15 protein-coding genes and 1 tRNA gene are annotated in these 15,271 nt (G+C 65.6%); 5 read left to right on the plus strand and 11 right to left on the minus strand.

Annotated elements, in window-relative coordinates:
• Positions 1-98 precede the first annotated feature (98 nt).
• Positions 99-566: a carboxymuconolactone decarboxylase family protein gene (locus FBY31_RS13640; protein ID WP_142041854.1), complete on the plus strand. Its 468-nt coding sequence runs from the start codon at positions 99-101 to the stop codon at positions 564-566.
• A gap of 185 nt (positions 567-751) precedes the next feature.
• Here FBY31_RS13640 and FBY31_RS13645 read toward each other — a convergent pair whose 3' ends face one another.
• Positions 752-1,363 carry a DNA-3-methyladenine glycosylase I gene (locus FBY31_RS13645; RefSeq protein ID WP_142041857.1) on the minus strand — a complete coding sequence of 204 codons (612 nt, stop codon included), beginning with the start codon at positions 1,361-1,363 and terminating at the stop codon, positions 752-754.
• A 12-nt stretch (positions 1,364-1,375) separates the two neighbouring features.
• Positions 1,376-1,627 carry a cell division protein CrgA gene (locus FBY31_RS13650; RefSeq protein WP_142041860.1) on the minus strand — a complete coding sequence of 84 codons (252 nt, stop codon included), beginning with the start codon at positions 1,625-1,627 and terminating at the stop codon, positions 1,376-1,378.
• A gap of 174 nt (positions 1,628-1,801) precedes the next feature.
• On the opposite strand from FBY31_RS13650, the gene FBY31_RS13655 reads away from it, so the two are divergent.
• The 3 genes from FBY31_RS13655 to FBY31_RS13660 are packed head-to-tail and all read left to right on the plus strand — an operon-like array spanning position 1,802 to position 3,398.
• The gene (locus FBY31_RS13655) at positions 1,802-2,587 is read left to right on the plus strand and encodes a class E sortase (protein ID WP_200833370.1); all 786 of its coding nucleotides are present in this window, start codon (positions 1,802-1,804) and stop codon (positions 2,585-2,587) included.
• A 2-nt stretch (positions 2,588-2,589) separates the two neighbouring features.
• Complete coding sequence (locus tag FBY31_RS23050) at positions 2,590-2,760, plus strand: hypothetical protein (RefSeq protein WP_200833371.1); 171 nt, start codon at positions 2,590-2,592, stop codon at positions 2,758-2,760.
• Complete coding sequence (locus tag FBY31_RS13660) at positions 2,757-3,398, plus strand: aminodeoxychorismate/anthranilate synthase component II (RefSeq protein WP_142041866.1); 642 nt, start codon at positions 2,757-2,759, stop codon at positions 3,396-3,398. The genes FBY31_RS23050 and FBY31_RS13660 overlap by 4 nt, the downstream gene beginning before the upstream one ends.
• A 29-nt stretch (positions 3,399-3,427) precedes the next feature.
• Here the strand turns inward: FBY31_RS13660 and pknB are convergent, their stop codons facing one another.
• From pknB to FBY31_RS13695, 7 genes are read right to left on the minus strand one after another with little or no spacing between them, the layout of a single operon-like run.
• Positions 3,428-5,371: a Stk1 family PASTA domain-containing Ser/Thr kinase gene (gene pknB / locus FBY31_RS13665; RefSeq protein WP_142041870.1), complete on the minus strand. Its 1,944-nt coding sequence runs from the start codon at positions 5,369-5,371 to the stop codon at positions 3,428-3,430.
• A 15-nt stretch (positions 5,372-5,386) separates the two neighbouring features.
• Entirely contained in the window at positions 5,387-7,111 is a 1,725-nt protein-coding gene (locus FBY31_RS13670; RefSeq protein ID WP_142041873.1) for a serine/threonine-protein kinase, read from the minus strand.
• Complete coding sequence (locus FBY31_RS13675) at positions 7,108-8,568, minus strand: peptidoglycan D,D-transpeptidase FtsI family protein (RefSeq protein WP_142041876.1); 1,461 nt, start codon at positions 8,566-8,568, stop codon at positions 7,108-7,110. Before FBY31_RS13675 ends, FBY31_RS13670 begins: the two co-directional genes overlap by 4 nt.
• Positions 8,565-9,953 carry an FtsW/RodA/SpoVE family cell cycle protein gene (locus FBY31_RS13680; protein WP_142041879.1) on the minus strand — a complete coding sequence of 463 codons (1,389 nt, stop codon included), beginning with the start codon at positions 9,951-9,953 and terminating at the stop codon, positions 8,565-8,567. Before FBY31_RS13680 ends, FBY31_RS13675 begins: the two co-directional genes overlap by 4 nt.
• The gene (locus FBY31_RS13685) at positions 9,950-11,599 is read right to left on the minus strand and encodes a PP2C family protein-serine/threonine phosphatase (RefSeq protein WP_142045378.1); all 1,650 of its coding nucleotides are present in this window, start codon (positions 11,597-11,599) and stop codon (positions 9,950-9,952) included. Before FBY31_RS13685 ends, FBY31_RS13680 begins: the two co-directional genes overlap by 4 nt.
• Positions 11,600-11,658: 59 nt before the next feature.
• Complete coding sequence (locus tag FBY31_RS13690) at positions 11,659-12,141, minus strand: FHA domain-containing protein FhaB/FipA (RefSeq protein ID WP_142041882.1); 483 nt, start codon at positions 12,139-12,141, stop codon at positions 11,659-11,661.
• Positions 12,138-12,881: an FhaA domain-containing protein gene (locus tag FBY31_RS13695; RefSeq protein WP_160142468.1), complete on the minus strand. Its 744-nt coding sequence runs from the start codon at positions 12,879-12,881 to the stop codon at positions 12,138-12,140. The genes FBY31_RS13690 and FBY31_RS13695 overlap by 4 nt, the downstream gene beginning before the upstream one ends.
• A gap of 375 nt (positions 12,882-13,256) precedes the next feature.
• Here FBY31_RS13695 and FBY31_RS13700 point away from each other — a divergent pair.
• A tRNA-Leu gene (locus tag FBY31_RS13700) sits at positions 13,257-13,339 on the plus strand.
• A gap of 91 nt (positions 13,340-13,430) precedes the next feature.
• Here FBY31_RS13700 and FBY31_RS13705 read toward each other — a convergent pair.
• Together FBY31_RS13705 and FBY31_RS13710 are read right to left on the minus strand one after the other, a co-directional pair.
• Complete coding sequence (locus tag FBY31_RS13705) at positions 13,431-14,129, minus strand: FadR/GntR family transcriptional regulator (RefSeq protein WP_142041888.1); 699 nt, start codon at positions 14,127-14,129, stop codon at positions 13,431-13,433.
• A 10-nt stretch (positions 14,130-14,139) separates the two neighbouring features.
• Entirely contained in the window at positions 14,140-15,267 is a 1,128-nt protein-coding gene (locus FBY31_RS13710) for an L-talarate/galactarate dehydratase (RefSeq protein ID WP_142041891.1), read from the minus strand.
• Between the last annotated feature and the right edge of the window lie 4 nt (positions 15,268-15,271).

Below are 15,271 nucleotides of genomic sequence, written 5' to 3' on the forward strand. Positions count from 1 at the left end.
TGGTGTGCAAAGCTGGGTGACAACGGGCAGCCGCCTACGCAGGGAAAATCCGCCTGCCACTTGTTCCGCCCCCGTTGTGTTCCGACCAGGAGAATCCTTTGAGCGCCACTACCCAGCACATCTACCTTGATAAGCAGCATCCTGCCCTGTGGAGGGCCCTTAACGGACTGGGACTCAAGGTGCGTGAGGCTGCCGGGGCGGCCGGCCTGGATGAAACCATCGTGGAGCTCCTCCGGGTGCGCGTTTCGCAACTCAATGGATGTGCTTACTGCCTTGACCTGCACGTGAGGGAAGCCATGGAGGCGGGCGAAAGCGTGCAACGCCTGGCCGTACTGCCGGCATGGCGCGAGACAGCTCTTTTTACGGAAAAGGAGCGGGCGGCACTCGCACTGGCCGAGAGCATCACCGAGCTGCCCGGCCACAGCGTGCAGGGGCACGAGGAGGCCTACGCCAGGGAGCACCTCTCGGAGGAGGAATTCTCGGCAGTAAGCTGGCTGGCCATCGCCATGAACGCGTTCAACCGCGTCTCAATCACCAGCCACCATCCGGTCACCGGGGACCGGTAAAAACTCCCGTTGCACATATGCGGCCGGTTTATCCACAGGTCTTCCACAGTGTTAATAACCGCAGCCGGGCGGCTGGATTAGCGCTTCGGCACGGCAGGGCGCGGGATGCCGCTCGCGTCCGAGTGCTGCAGCGAAGTTTTCAACAGTGTGGATAACTTTCCCAACAGTTGGGGAAAACCGTGATGCTAGGTGCGGGAAGCCGGCCAGACCCCCGAAGATCCGCGCCGGTGGCTGTCCAACAGATGGGTATCCACCATGCCGATGGCTTCCATCAGGGCAAACATGGTGGTGGGCCCGACGAAGGAGAACCCCTTCTTCCGCAGGGCCTTGGACAGGGCGGCCGACTCAGGGGACTGCGTGGGGATATCGGAGTGGATCGCGGGGCGGGGCGTCACAGCGGGCCTGAACTGCCACACGAACTCCACCAGGCCGCCTTCCTGCCGCAGTGTGAGGGTGGCCCGGGCATTGGTGATGGCGGCGCGGATCTTCAGTCGGTTCCGCACGATGCCGGGGTCCTGCATCAGGCGGTCCACATCGGCTTCCGTAAATAACGCCACAGCGTCGGGGTCAAAGCCGGCGAAGGCATTCCGGAAGGCGGGGCGCTTGCGGAGGATGGTGGCCCAGGAGAGTCCCGACTGGAAGCCCTCCAGGCAGATGCGCTCGTAGAGCCCCTGTTCATCGGTGACCGGCAGGCCCCACTCAGTGTCGTAGTACTCGCGCAGGAGCGGATCGACGGAGGCCCACAGGGGCCGGGCCAGTCCGTCCCCGCCCACGACCACGCTGCCGTCAGGAGCCATGAATGCCAGTGCCTATGAACGCCACCGTGTGGTCATGAGGAAGCCGACGATCGCGATGCCGAAACCGGCCACGATGTTCCAGGATTCCCAGGCCTGGACCGGGAGGCTGCCTTCGCTGATGTAGAAGGTGATGATCCAGAGGAGGCCGATGATCATGAGGCCGAACATCACTGGCTTGAACCAGACAGGGTTGGGCTTGTAGGTCTGCGACGAAGCCTGCTGGGTGGTGCTGGCGGTCTTCTTGCGTGGCTTTGACTCGGGCACTGGCTCTCCTTGGCGGGCTGAGGCAAGCTCGGCGTTCCCGGCTTGATATCCTGCAAGAAGGAAGTTGCCAGCGGTCTGCGCGATCTTGGTCAAATCTGGATTCTTACTAGCAGCCAATTCTAGTCGTAGTTCATGGGGCACCAGTGCCCGCCGCAACCGCCCGGAGGAGAACGCGTGGTACTGCAGGAGAAGGCGAGGCCCGCCGCTGCGCCGCGTGCCGGCGTCGTATTTCTGCGCGGAACCATCCAGATACTGGGTGAGCTGCTGATCACTGCCGGGATCATCCTGCTGCTCTTTGTCGCCTGGCAGCTGTGGTGGACCAACGTCGAATCGGATGCCAAGCAGAGCGAAGTGATCAAGGAGTTCGCGCAGGATTTCGGGACTGCAGCACCAGGCGCGCCGGAGGCCCCCACAGTCCCGGTGCCCGAAGAATTCGGGCCGCCCGTGGTGGGGACCGCGCCGGGCCACGCCGGCACCATCGGCATTATGTACATTCCCCGGTTCGGCGAGAACTACACCCGGCCCATTGTCCAGGGGACCAGCCAGGATGTGCTGGACACGCTGGGCCTGGGGCACTACAGCAACACGGCCATGCCCGGAGCGGTGGGGAACTTCGCTGTTGCCGGGCACCGCCAGACGCACGGCGCGGTCCTGGACAATATCCACACCCTGGTGCCCGGGGACAAGATCTACGTGCAGACGAAGGACGGCTATTACGTCTACGTCTTCCGCAACAACCAGGTCGTGATGCCGTCGCGCACTGACGTCCTGGAGCCGGTGCCCACCCAGCCGGGCGCCGCCCCCACGGAAAGCTTCCTCACTATGACCAGCTGCAATCCCCGCTTCGGGGCTGAAGAACGCATCATCGCCTACGCGCTGCTGGAGAGCTGGCGTCCCGCATCAGCCGGTCCGCCCGCGGACATTGCAGGCCAGGTAGCCGCAGCGACTGGAAGAGGGTGAGCATGTACGCCTGGATCTTCCGCCGTCTCCCCGGGCCGCTCTGGCTGCGGATCGTCACCTCGCTGGTGCTGATCGCCATCGCACTGGTATTGATGGTTCAGTTCCTTTTCCCGTGGATGTCCGAGTACACCCAATTCACCGACTCAACGATTGGTTCCGCAAGCCAGCCATGACCACAACCAAGATCCTCGTGGTGGATAACTACGACAGCTTCGTCTACACCCTGGTGGGCTACCTCCAGGAACTCGGTGCCGAGACCACTGTGGTCCGCAATGACGACGTCACGCTCGCCGAGGCCATCGAACTGGCCAGCACCCGCGACGGCGTCCTCATCTCCCCCGGCCCCGGCAACCCTGCCGAGGCGGGCGTGTGCATAGAACTGATCAGATGGTGCGGCGAAAACAGCGTGCCCATGTTCGGGGTGTGCCTGGGGCACCAGGCGCTGGCGGAGGCGTTCGGCGGCAAGGTGACCCACGCACCGGAACTGATGCATGGCAAAACCTCCCTCGTGGAGCACATCGGCACCAGCGTCTTTTCCGGGCTCCCCTCCCCCGTCACGGCCACCCGATACCATTCGCTGGCCGCCGTCCGGGAAACCCTTCCGGACGTTCTGGAAGTCACCGCCGAAACCGCGTCAGGCGTGGTGATGGGGCTTCAGCACCGCACCGCGCCACTGTGCGGGGTGCAGTTCCACCCCGAATCCGTACTCACGGAGGGCGGTTACCAGATGCTGGGGAACTGGCTTGAGTCCCTGGGCATGAAGGGTGCGGCTGCCCGCGCCTCGAAGCTGAGCCCGCTCATCCAGCACTAAATTCCGGCCGCACTGGCGCTGCCTGGAAGCTAGCCCTTCCTGGTGGAGGTCGGCGAGGGAGTGGGCGTCGGGGTAGCGGACGGGGACGGCGGCGGGGGCGGCGCCTTGGCCACCACGATGGCGACCGTCTTCCCCTGCTCCACCAGGGAGTTCACCGGATCGCTCTGGTCCGTCACCCTGCCTGCCTCCACTTGTGCGTTCTCCGCCTCGGTGACCGCCGGTACCAGGCTGAGCTCCTTCAGCGCCGCCTCAGCTTCTTCCCGGGTCCGCCCCCGCAGTTCGGGGACCGCCACTTTGCCCGTGGACACCACCAGCTCAACCGTTGTGCCGACGCCCACCATCTGCCCGGGGGCAGGGCCGGTGGTGATGACAACGCCGGCCGGGACGGTGGCGCTGTTGGCTGTGGTGGTGGAGGGCGCTCCAACGAGTCCGCTTTGACGCAGGATATCCCTGGCCGCGGCCTCCGTCTTGCCTGGCAGGCTGTCCGGAATCTTCACGGCGCTGGGCCCCTCGGAAATGTTCAGGACCACATCGGATCCGGGCTCGATGGAGGTGCCGGACGCCGGATCCGTTCCGATGGCCGTGCCCTTGGGCACCGTGTCGTGCTGCAGGCGCACGATTTTTGGTTTGAGCTCCGCTCCATAGAGCTCCTGCAGCGCCGCCGATTCGGTCATCGTTGCCACCGCCGGGATCTGCACCTTGGGCGGCGGAGGCGCCGGACGGTTCACGGTGTTGTACACCCACAGCCCGCCGCCGGCGAGGACCAGGAGTGTGAAGATTACCAGGGTGGCTATCCAGGCACGACGGCGGGACTTCTGCCGGCCGGTCCGCTCGCGCTCGGGAGGGAAGCCGAGGGGTAAGTCATCGCGGGCGGAAGGTTCGTAGGCGGCGGGAACGGGGCGGCCGTCGTCGTCCGCCAAGCCCATGGCAGTCAGGCGGCCCGTGGGGGCGTCATCAAGGAAGCCCGCGCCGGTTGCCGCGGATGCTTCGGTAGCGGGCGCAGTAAAAGGGGCCGGGACGTGGTCAGTGGGGTCGGTGGAAGCCTCAGAGGCCGGAGCTGCGGGCACCGGTACCCCTGCCCTCGCGGCGCGCAGGGCACGCTGGAAGGCGGCGGCGTCCTGGAACCTGTCGTTGCGGTTTTTCTGCAGCGCCTTGGCCAGCACGCTGTCCAGTGCTTGCGAGACTTCAGGGTTCAGGCTGCTCGCCGGTGCGGGAATCTCGCGAACGTGCTGGTAGGCCACAGACACGGGGCTGTCGCCGACGAACGGCGGACGGGAGGTCAGCATTTCGTAGAGGAGGCAGGCGGCGGAGTAGAGGTCGCTCCGCGCGTCGACCGTTTCGCCGCGGGCCTGCTCGGGCGAGAGGTACTGGGCGGTCCCCACCACGGCCTGCGTCTGGGTCATGGTGGCGGAGGAATCGGCGATGGCCCGGGCGATGCCGAAGTCCATGACCTTCACCGAGTCCGTGCCTTCGCAGTACATCACGTTGGCCGGCTTGATGTCCCGGTGCACGATTCCGGCTTTGTGGCTGTACTCCAGCGCGCCGAGTACGCCCAGGCAGTAGTCGATGGCATGGGTGATGCTGACCTCGTGGGCCCGGATCAGGTCCCGGATGGTCCTGCCTTCGACGTATTCCATCACGATGTAGGGCACCCGGACGTCGTCATCCGAGCCGTCATGGACCATGTGCTCGCCCGTATCGTAAATCGCCACGATTGATGGATGGTTCAGCGCGGCCACCGCCTGCGCCTCCCGCTTGAAGCGCGCCTGGAACTGGGGGTCCCGGGCCATGTCTGCCCGGAGCAGCTTGATGGCAACGGTGCGGCCGAGACGCGTATCCATGCCGCGGTAGACGTCGGCCATCCCACCGCGGCCGATGAGGCCGCCCAGCTCGTAGCGTCCGTTCAGGACACGCTGGCTATCCACCGGGAGGTTCTCCTCCCGGTGCAACGGTGTGCGCGGTGACTCGTTCACTGGCTGTCCTGGCGGTTACGGCTGGCAGGTAGGAGGCAGGCCGGGCAATTGGTTGTTTCCACAAGCCGGAAGGGACGGCTGGACCGTCGGTCCTGCTGCGGAGGGGGTGGAGGGGGCAGAGGTGGGAGCATTCGTGGTGGGCGCGGGCGAGGGCGCCACCGCGTACGTCACCGTTACGGCTGAACCCACTTCCATCCTGCCTGAGGGCGACAAAGCAATCACCGTGTTGGGCGCCGAATTCGCGTCAACCTGCGGCTGGACGCTGACCTCCAGGTTCAGTGCCGAGAGCTGCGACTGAACGGTCCGGTAGTCCTTCCCAAGGTAGGCCTCAGGGATGACGTTCACGGTCTCCGTGGTGGGAGTGGAAGTGGGAGTCGGTGTGGGCGTGTCACGCGTCTGGGTGGGCGTGGCCGACGTCGTGGTGCGGGTGGGGGTGGCTGATGTGGCCGGCGAACTGGTGGAGGCAGGGCTGGATGAGGGATTGCCGGACGGCGAGAAGAGTCCGAGCTGGCTGACGAGGAACCCCGCCAGGGCAAACAGGAGCAGCAGGATCAGGGCAATCAATGGCCAGGTCCAGGGGCTGCGGCCCTTACGCCGGGGCTCGTCGGCGGGCTCGTCGTCGTACGTTGTTTCTTCGGGGGTCCAATTCCGCTCGGCGGCCAGGGCATTTGCGCGGGCCAGCGTTCCCTGCGGTTCACTATCCGCTGTGGAGGAGCCAGCAGCACCTGCGGCCATCCCGGCCGCCGCTCCCGCGGCGCCGGCACCCAGCACCGGCAACGCGGAGGTGGCTGCGGATGACGAATCCCGAGGGGCGCTGATCACGCCGGTGGGTGCGGTGGCGGTATCCACGGGGGCGGTGATGGGACCTGTGTCGGCATCAAAGAGGAGCATGCCCGGGACTGCGGCGCGGGCTGCACTGATATCCCCGTTCCGGATGGCCTCCGCTGCTTCGGCAAGCTTGATGGCATTCGCCGGACGGTTTTTCGGATCCTTCGCCAGCATGGACATCAGGAGGGCACGGACCGGGGCGGGAAGCGATTCGGGAAGGGGCGGCGGAGCGTCGTTGACCTGGGCCAGGGCGATGGCGATCTGGGACTCCCCAGAGAACGGCCGGTGCCCGGACAGGCATTCGTAACCGATGACGCCCAGCGAGTAGATGTCCGAGGATCCCGTGGCAGTCTGTCCGGTAGCCTGCTCAGGTGCCAGGTACTGCGCGGTGCCCATCACCTGGCCGGTCTGCGTGAGCGGGACCTGGTCGGCAAGGCGGGCGATGCCGAAGTCGGTGACCTTCACCCGTCCGTCCGGGGTGATCAGGAGGTTGCCGGGCTTAACATCGCGGTGCACCAGGCCCTGGGCGTGGGCAATGGCAAGCGCGCGGGCCGTCTGGGCAATGATGGAAAGGGTGCGGTCCGGGGACAGCACCTGCTCATGCTCGATGATGCTGCTCAGCGGCTGGCCCGGAACGAGTTCCATCACCAAGTAGGCCGAGCCCTCCTCTTCGCCGTAGTCGAAGACGTTGGCGATGCCCACGTGGTTGAGCAAGGCGGTGTGGCGGGCCTCAGCGCGGAACCGCTGAAGGAAGCCGGGGTCCCCCGTGTATTCCTCTTTCAGCACCTTGATGGCGACGATGCGGCCCAGGACGAGGTCTTTGGCTTTCCAGACTTCGCCCATGCCGCCGATCGCTATGCGCGTAGTCAGCTGGAATCTGCCGCCGAGGGTGATTCCGGTTGTAGGCCTCACTTATTCAACACCGCCTCAAAAATCTTCTTCGCGTTCGGACTGGTTAGCTGTGCGCCGGTGGTGATGTTCACGCCTTCCATGACGATGGTGACACCCACCTGCGGGTTGTTTGCCGGGGCGAACCCGGTGAACCACGAGTTGTTGACCCCGTTGCCCAACTCCGCGGTTCCTGTCTTGCCGGCCACCTGGACTCCGGGGACTGCCGCCCTGTTGGCGATGCCCTGGCTGACCGCGCTGACCATCCATTCGGTGATCTGGTTGGCAATCTCGGGGGTGGTGGAGGTCCGCAGCTGCTTCGGCTGCGGCTCCTCGATGACCCGCAGGTCCGGGGAGCGCAGGGCCTTGATCAGGGTGGGCCTCATCTGCACCCCGTCATTGGCGATGGCTGCGGTCATCATCGCCACCTGCAGGGGTGTGGCGCGGACGTCCCGCTGCCCGATGGCGGACTGCGCGAGCCCTGGGGCGTCCAGGTCGTCGGGAAAACCATTGCCCGGGGCGTAGCCGAGCTTCAGTTGGTCGCCCATATCCTCGCCGAAGCCGAACTTCTTCGCCTGTTCGGCGATGGCGTCGCGTCCCAGATCGAGGGCGATGCTGGCGAAGGGGGTGTTGCAGGACTGCTGCAGGGCGAAAGCGAAGTCAGCGGTGTTGCGTGTGTAGCAGTTGCCGCCGGCGTAGTTGGGCAGCTTGTACTGGATGCCGTCGAACGGCATTTCAGCCGGATTGGGAAGCTCGCTGTCCTTGTTGTACTTGCCGGAGGCGAGGGCCGCGGCGGTGTCCACCAGTTTGTAGACCGACCCCGGGGCCAGCAGCTCGCCGGTGGGTCCGGAGACGTTGGAATTCAGGTTGATGCCGGGAAGCTTGACGAGTTCGTTGATGTTGGCCGATTCCTCGTCCATGTTCTGCGTGGCCACCAGGTTCGGGTTGTAGGACGGCTTGGACACCATGGCCAGGATGGCACCGGTCTTGGGGTTGGTCACTATGATCGAGCCGCGCTGGCCGTCCGGGATGAGGTCGTAGGCGAGCTTCTGGATTTCAGGGTCGATGGTGAGTTCGACCGAGGCCCCCTTGGGCTGGTTTCCCAGGAACAGCTGGCCCACCCGGTCCAGGAAGAGCTGGTCCGAATTGCCTGCCAGCTGCTGGCTCATGGCCTGTTCCAGGCCCGTGGCGCCATAGTTCTGGGAGAAGTAACCGGTGATGCCGGCATACAGTTCAGGCTGCGGGTAGGTGCGCTGGAACTTGCACGTTTCCGAACCGCTCTCCACCGATTCCGCGACCGGGGTGCCGCCCACGATGATGGCGCCGCGGTCATTGCAGTAGTTCTGCAGCATGGCGCGCTGGTTCAGCGGGTTTGCCTTGAGGTCGTCGGCACCCACTACCTGGACGTAGCTGATGGCGCCGAAAAGCAACGCGAACATGGCGACTGCCGCTACCCATGAATGCCGTATTGCCTGGTTCACGGGTGCTTCACCGCCTCGGTAGGGGTATCAATGCCCATGGAATCGGCTTCTTTTGCGGCTGGCAGCGGGGTGGTATCCACCGGTCCGCGGGCGGTATGGGAAATCATCAGGAGCAGGCCCACGATGATCCAGTTGGCCAGCAGCGAGGATCCGCCGGCGGCCAGGAACGGGGTGGTGAGGCCGGTCAACGGAATGAGCCGGGTGACGCCGCCGATCACCACGAAGCACTGCAGCGCCACGGCGAAGGACAGGCCGCAGGCCAGCAGCTTTCCGAAGGCGTCCCGCGTTCCGAGGGCCGCGCGGAAACCGCGGGTAAACAGCAGGAGGTACATCAGGACGAGGGCAAACAGTCCGATCAGCCCCAGCTCCTCGCCCAGGGAGGCGATGATCATGTCGCTGTTGGCGAAGGGCACCAGGTCAGGGCGGCCCTGGCCCAGGCCGGTTCCCACCAGGCCGCCGTTGGCCATGCCGAACAGGCCTTGGATCACCTGCCGGCTGCCATTCTCGTAAACCTCAGGGGAAAAGGCATTGAGCCATCCGTAGACCCGCTGCTGAACGTGGGAAAACACCTGCGCGGCCACGAACCCTCCTCCAAGGATGAGGGCCAGTCCGATCACCACCCAGCTGATGCGGCTGGTGGCGACGTAGATCATCACGATGAAGAGGCCGAAGAACAGGACGGAGGAACCCAGGTCGCGCTGGAAGATGAGCACGCCGATGCTGACCAGCCAGGCGGTGATCATGGGACCCATGTCCTTGAAGCGGGGGAACTGCAGCGGCCCGATCTTCCGTCCCGCCAGCAGGATGAGATCGCGGTTTGAGGATAGATACCCGGCAAAGAATATTGCGAGGGTGATCTTTGCGACTTCGCCGGGCTGGAAGGTCATGGGTCCCAGCCGGATCCACACCCGCGCGCCCAGAATCTCGCCGGCACTGATTCCGGGGATCAGCGGCAGCAACAGCAGCACGGCGCTGGCAGCGAGTGAGATGAAGGTGAACCTGCGCAGGATGCGGTGGTCCTTGAGGAACCAGATCACAGCGATGGCCACGGCCATGGCGATGAGCGTCCACCGGAGTTGGTTGTTGCCGGTATCATCGCCGGGCGCATCCAGGCGGTGGATCATGGCCAGGCCAAGTCCGTTGAGGGCCACCACCAGGGGAAGTATTATCGGGTCGGCATATTTCGCCCGGAGGCGGAGCACCCCATGGAATACCAGGGCAGCAACGGCGAGGAGGCTCGACTGGAACCAGAAATCCGAATCGAAAGCCTTTTCCTGGTCCACCCCAACCAGCATGTTGGCGCCGATTCCTACTGCCAGGGCAAGCAGGAGCAGCGCGAGTTCCACGTTCCGTCGTGGCTTGGGCGCGGTACTGGGCTGGCTCATTGGCCCACCTCACAGCTGATCGTGGGACTGGGTGTGGGGGACGCAGCTGCCGGCGACGGGGCTGCGGGGCTGGCTGATGCGTCAGGTGCCGGTGCGGGCTCACCTGCGGCCGGGGGGCTGGCCGGGGGCGTGGAGGCAGCAGGGGATGCCGACGGCGTGGCGCAACCTTCTTCCGGCGACGTGGTGCCGGTGAGTTCGAGGTTCTTCACGATGCGCTGGGCGTCGTAGAGGTCCTTGGCGGGGACTGTCTGGCGGACGCGTTGCTGCGAGAACGGTGGAAGCGAGTCCATCCGGATCTCGGTGACCGTCTCGAGGGTGGAAAGCTGGATGGGACCGAGCCGTTGGGAGACGCCGTTGAAGATGGCTACCCGGGAGTCGGACTCGCCAATGTAGTAGCGGGTCTGGGTCCACGCGTAGCCGAGCCACAGCCCCACCGTCAGGATCACCAGCACGGCGGCGGCGATGGACCAGGTGACCCACCGGCGTGGCTTGAGTGGCAGGAGGATGTCTTCAGCGTCGCCGGCCTGCGGTTCCGCCTTGTGCGTGAGGAGGGTAGCCGCGCGCCGTGCTACGGTGCGGCCGGCAATGGTGGGAATGGATCCGGTCTCCGCGGCTGCTGCCGCCGCTCCCACAAGTTCGTGCGGGCGGGAGGCGAGTTCTTCCCGCAGTACTTCGGCGGTCAGGTGTTCGCCGAGGTGCGGGTCCGTGGAGCCGCTATCAGGGGAAGTTTGCCCGGAACCGGATTCGGGCGGCTCTGCTTCAGAGCCTGCCGTCCCGCCGTTTTTGCCGGTTTCCGGCGCAGCTGGGTCCTTGCCGGCGTCCGCTGGCTCAGGCGCCTTGGCTGCAAGGGGACGTGCGCCCTCCGCTGCGGAAGAGGCTTTGGCGGCTCCCGGGGAAGGAATGACTTGGACCGCGGCGGTACTGACGTCGTCGGGCGTTTCCTCAACGATGTCCACCATCACCACGGTGACGTTGTCCGGGGAGCCGGCGTCGAGCGTGAGGTCCACCAGGGTTTCCACGCATTCGCGGAGGTCCTTGGTCTCGCGCACGGTTCGTTCAACGGCATGCCCGGCCACGTAGTTGAGCCCGTCGGAGCAGAGGAGCCAGCGTTCGCCGGGCTTAACCTCGAGGGTGTCCAGGTCCAGTTCAGGGCTGGCATCCACGTCGCCCAAAACGCGCATCAGGACATTCTTGTGCGGATGGGTTTCGGCCTCCTCGGGACGAAGCCGTCCTTCGTCGATGAGCCGCTGCACAAAGGTGTGGTCAATACTGACCTGCTCGAACTTGCCGTCCCGCAGGCGATAGGCGCGGGAATCGCCGATGTGGGCGAAGTGCAGCTTCCCTTCGGCGAGCAGGAGCGCGGTGACCGTGGTGCCCATACCGGCCAGCTTGGGGTTGATGTGCACCAGCTCTGACAGCAGGGAGTTCGCAGTCTGGATCTCGTCCGCCAGGGTGGTCCCGGCGTCGCCCTCGTAATCGCCGCGGTCCAGGTGGATCATGTCCAGCACGGTGGCAGCAGACGCGACGTCGCCGCCCGCGTGGCCGCCCATGCCGTCGGCGACTACAGCCAGATGACGTCCTGCATATGCGGAGTCGTCGTTTTTAGAGCGGATTTTTCCGACGTCGGACCGCGCGGCGAAGCGCATGATGAGCGGCCGCTCCACCGGCTTGGGGTCGGTTGCGGGGCTTTGCGGTTCGGCCACGCCTATGGCCTCAATTCGATGACCGTCTTGCCGATTCTCACGGGAACGCCAGGTTCAACGGGCAGGGCACGGGTCAGCTGCTGGTCGCCCAGATAGGTGCCGTTGGTGGAGCCGAGGTCCTCAATGAACCAGCGGCTGCCCTGGGGGAAAAGCCTGGCGTGCCGGCCGGACGCATAGTCGTCCTCCAGGACGAGGGTGGCCTCCTGGGCACGGCCCAGGAGGATGGGGCTTGCGGCCAGCGGAAGCGTTGAACCCTTGAGCGGGCCTTCAACCACCACGAGCTGCCTGGCTTGCTGCCTGACCGGTTGCGCCGGCGCTTCGGCCAGTTCCGGGTTTTTGCGGACCTGGCGGGCGGTGGGGGCGCCGGCAGCTGCTTTACGGCCCACCATGAGGTCGCGGCGCATGGCCGAGACGATGCTGAAGATCAGCACCCACAGCAGCAGAAGGAAGCCGAACCGCAGGGCGGTGATGGTCAGTTCGCTCATGCGGAGCCACCAGGGCCGGCCGGGAGCAGGCGGAAGATGATCTTTGTCCGTCCCATCGTGATGGTGGAGCCGTCGGTGAGTTCGGTGCTTCCGGAAACCTTGTGTCCGTTGACGTAGCTGCCGTTGGTGGAGCCCATGTCCACTGCGCTGGTGATGCCGTTGACGGTCCGGATTTCGAGGTGGCGGCGTGAAACCCCGGTGTCCTCGACGTGGATATCGGCTTCCGAGGACCTGCCCAGCACGATGGACGGAGCATTCAGTGAGTACCGTTGCCCATCAATATCCAGAACGGGCTGCAGCCGGACGGGCTGGCGGCTGGGAGCGGCCGGCACGTTGGGACGGGCCGGAGCAGTACCGGCAGCGCCCTGGGACTTCTCTGTTGAGGAAGCAATCTCGAAGTCGCCGGACCGGAGTTCGGACTCGCGGCGGAAGGAAATGCGCACCGGGCCCTGCAGGATGTAGCCCTGGCTGCGGACGTGGTTGATGACGACGTCGCACAATTCTTCTGCCAGTGCGGTGCCCCACTCCTGGGCCCGCTTGAAGTCCTCATCGCTGAGCTGGACATCAAAAACGTTCGGCACGAGGGTACGTCCGGCGGCAACCGTGAGGGATTTGTGGTCCACTTCCCGCCGGAGCCGGCTGGCGATCTCCACAGGTTCCACCTGCGCGCGCGAGCCGGTGGAGAAGACGCCCCGGACGGCCTTTTCGATGCCGCGCTCCACCTTGTCCAGCAGACCCATGGTTCTTCTCCTTTCCCCCCGGCTGCGGGGCAGTTTTCGTTCCGTAAGTTCACTTGCAGTGCTGTTCCCAGGCTTACAGTGTGCCCGCATGCAGCAGCCACTCCTACATCCGATACTACTGGGCAGGCCTGTGAATGACCTTAATCCACAACGCCCGGGCGCCGCCAAAAGTTCAGTTTCTTGCCGTCTTGGGGGCGGTGTTGGCCCTGGTGTCTGCTGTTTTGCCGAGCCCGCTTGCTCCGTTCCTGCCGGCATCAAGGAACGGCTCGAAGGCCCAATTGGTGTTTTCCCGCCAATGTCCGTTATGCTTGATCTCGCTGCTTTTACAGGGTTGCGGATCCGGGAAACCGGCCGGAATTCGGTGAAGGAAGTTGCGCGCGAGTGGCGGAACGGCAGACGCGCTGGCTTCAGGTGCCAGTATCCGAAAGGGTGTGGGGGTTCAAATCCCCCCTCGCGCACGCAAATGAAGAGCCCCGGTCAGTAGACCGGGGCTCTTCTGTTTAACCGCTGAGTTTAGGATGCGGCGCACATGGCCGGGACGTGCCCAGGTTAGGGGCGCGCGGAAGCCTTGAACCGCCGTCGTGAATTGGCCAGGTGGCTGCGCATGGCAGCCGCTGCGGCAGCCTCGTCGCCGTCAGCAATGGCGTCCGAGATGGAGCGGTGCTCCTGGACCACCTGGTCGAAGTGGTCGCGGGCGTAATGTTCGACGCCGGTCATCAGCCGGGTGCGCGGCATCGCGATCATCGTCTGGCCGAGGGCGGCCAGACAGTCTGAGTAATAGGGGTTGCCGGAGGCGGCGGCAATGGCGCGGTGGAACTCGAAATCGGACTTCATCGCATGCGCCGGGTGGCCGGCGCTGTCGGTGAACTCCTCGAGTGCCGCGGTGACGGCCCGCAGCTGCCGCTCGGTGTGGTTGCGGGCGGCCAGCGCGGCCGCCTCGGTCTCCACGCCCATCCGGAACTCGAGCAGGTGGAGGCGGTCCTCCATGCTGGCTACCGGACGGGCCCCGGGTGCTACCTGGGGCCCGTCCGACGGCGGGGTGAGGGCGAAGCTGCCGCGCCCCCGTTCGGTTTCAACCAGTCCCTCAGCCTGGAGCCGGGTCAGCGCTGCGCGGACAACGGTCCGGCTCACGCCGAAGTCGCTGATGAGGGTGTTCTCGCTGGGGAGCTTGTCGCCCGGTTGTATGACGCCGTCGACGATGCGGGTGCGAAGGTCGGCGGCGAGGTCCGCGGTGAGGTTCCGGCTCATGGCAACAAGGTTACGCGCCGAACTCCACGGACTCGGTGGTCCAGGCGCGTGCCTGGTCGCTGAGGGTGACGCCGAGGCCGGGGCGGTCCGGGACGATCATCCGGCCGTTCTTGGTTTCGAGGAGCTCGTTGAACAGGGGATCGAGCCAGTCGAAGTGTTCCACCCAAGGCTCGCGCGGGTAGGCCGCGGCCAGGTGCAGGTGGATCTCCATGGCGAAGTGCGGGGCCAGGCCCAGCCCGCGCTCGTCCGCGAGGGCGGCGAGGCGGAGGAACTGGGTGATGCCGCCGACGCGGGGCGCGTCGGGCTGGATGATGTCGCAGCCGTTGGCATTGATGAGGCCCTTGTGTTCGGCCACGGAGGCGAGCATTTCGCCGGTGGCAATGGGCGTGTCCAGGACGTTTGCCAGGTGCGCGTGGCCCTCGAGGTCGTAGGCGTCCAGGGGTTCCTCGATCCAGATGAGGTTGAATTCCTCAAGCTGGCGGCCCATCCGGAGCGCGGTGGCGCGGTCCCACTGCTGGTTGGCGTCCACCATGAGCGGGACGTCCCAGCCGATGTGCTCGCGGATGCCGGCGACGCGGCGGAGGTCTTCCTTGCTGTCCGGGAGGCCCACCTTGATCTTGATGCCGCCGATGCCTTCTTCGACGGACTGCGTGGCGCGTGCCTTAACTTCCTCAAGGCTGGCGTTGAGGAAGCCGCCGGAGGTGTTGTAGGTCTGGACGGAGTCGCGGTAGGAGCCGAGGAACTTGGCCAGCGGCAGGCCGGCGCGCTTGGCCTTGAGGTCGTAGAGGGCGATGTCGATGGCGGCCAGTGCTTGGGTGGCGACGCCCGACCGGCCCACCGAGGCGCCTGCCCAGAGCAGCTTGGTGTAGATCTTGGCGATGTCGTTAGGGTCCTCGCCGATGATGCCCTCGGCCACTTCCTTGGCATGCGCGTACTGGGCGGGGCCGCCCGCGCGCTTGGAGTAGCTGAAGCCGACGCCGGTGTGCCCGAGTTCGGTGGTGACCTCGGCAAAGAGGAACACCACCTCAGTCATGGGCTTCTGCCGGCCCGTGAAGACCTTGGCGTCGCTGATGGGAACGGCGAGGGGGAGACGGGCGGTGGACAGTTTGACGTGCCGGATCAGATCGACGGTACTCATGGTT

The sequence above is a fragment of the Arthrobacter sp. SLBN-100 genome, assembly GCF_006715305.1.
Lineage (GTDB): Bacteria > Actinomycetota > Actinomycetes > Actinomycetales > Micrococcaceae > Arthrobacter.

Excerpts from the sequence above, each read along its gene's own strand:
- FBY31_RS13645 (WP_142041857.1), bottom strand. The coding sequence starts at position 1,363 with ATGGCTCCTGACGGCAGCGTGGTCGTGGGCGGGGACGGACTGGCCCGG.
- FBY31_RS23050 (WP_200833371.1), top strand. The coding sequence starts at position 2,590 with ATGTACGCCTGGATCTTCCGCCGTCTCCCCGGGCCGCTCTGGCTGCGG.
- FBY31_RS13660 (WP_142041866.1), top strand. The coding sequence starts at position 2,757 with ATGACCACAACCAAGATCCTCGTGGTGGATAACTACGACAGCTTCGTC.
- FBY31_RS13680 (WP_142041879.1), bottom strand. The coding sequence starts at position 9,953 with ATGAGCCAGCCCAGTACCGCGCCCAAGCCACGACGGAACGTGGAACTC.
- FBY31_RS13685 (WP_142045378.1), bottom strand. The coding sequence starts at position 11,599 with ATGCGCTTCGCCGCGCGGTCCGACGTCGGAAAAATCCGCTCTAAAAAC.
- FBY31_RS13690 (WP_142041882.1), bottom strand. The coding sequence starts at position 12,141 with ATGAGCGAACTGACCATCACCGCCCTGCGGTTCGGCTTCCTTCTGCTG.
- FBY31_RS13695 (WP_160142468.1), bottom strand. The coding sequence starts at position 12,881 with ATGGGTCTGCTGGACAAGGTGGAGCGCGGCATCGAAAAGGCCGTCCGG.
- FBY31_RS13705 (WP_142041888.1), bottom strand. The coding sequence starts at position 14,129 with ATGAGCCGGAACCTCACCGCGGACCTCGCCGCCGACCTTCGCACCCGC.
- FBY31_RS13710 (WP_142041891.1), bottom strand. The coding sequence starts at position 15,267 with ATGAGTACCGTCGATCTGATCCGGCACGTCAAACTGTCCACCGCCCGT.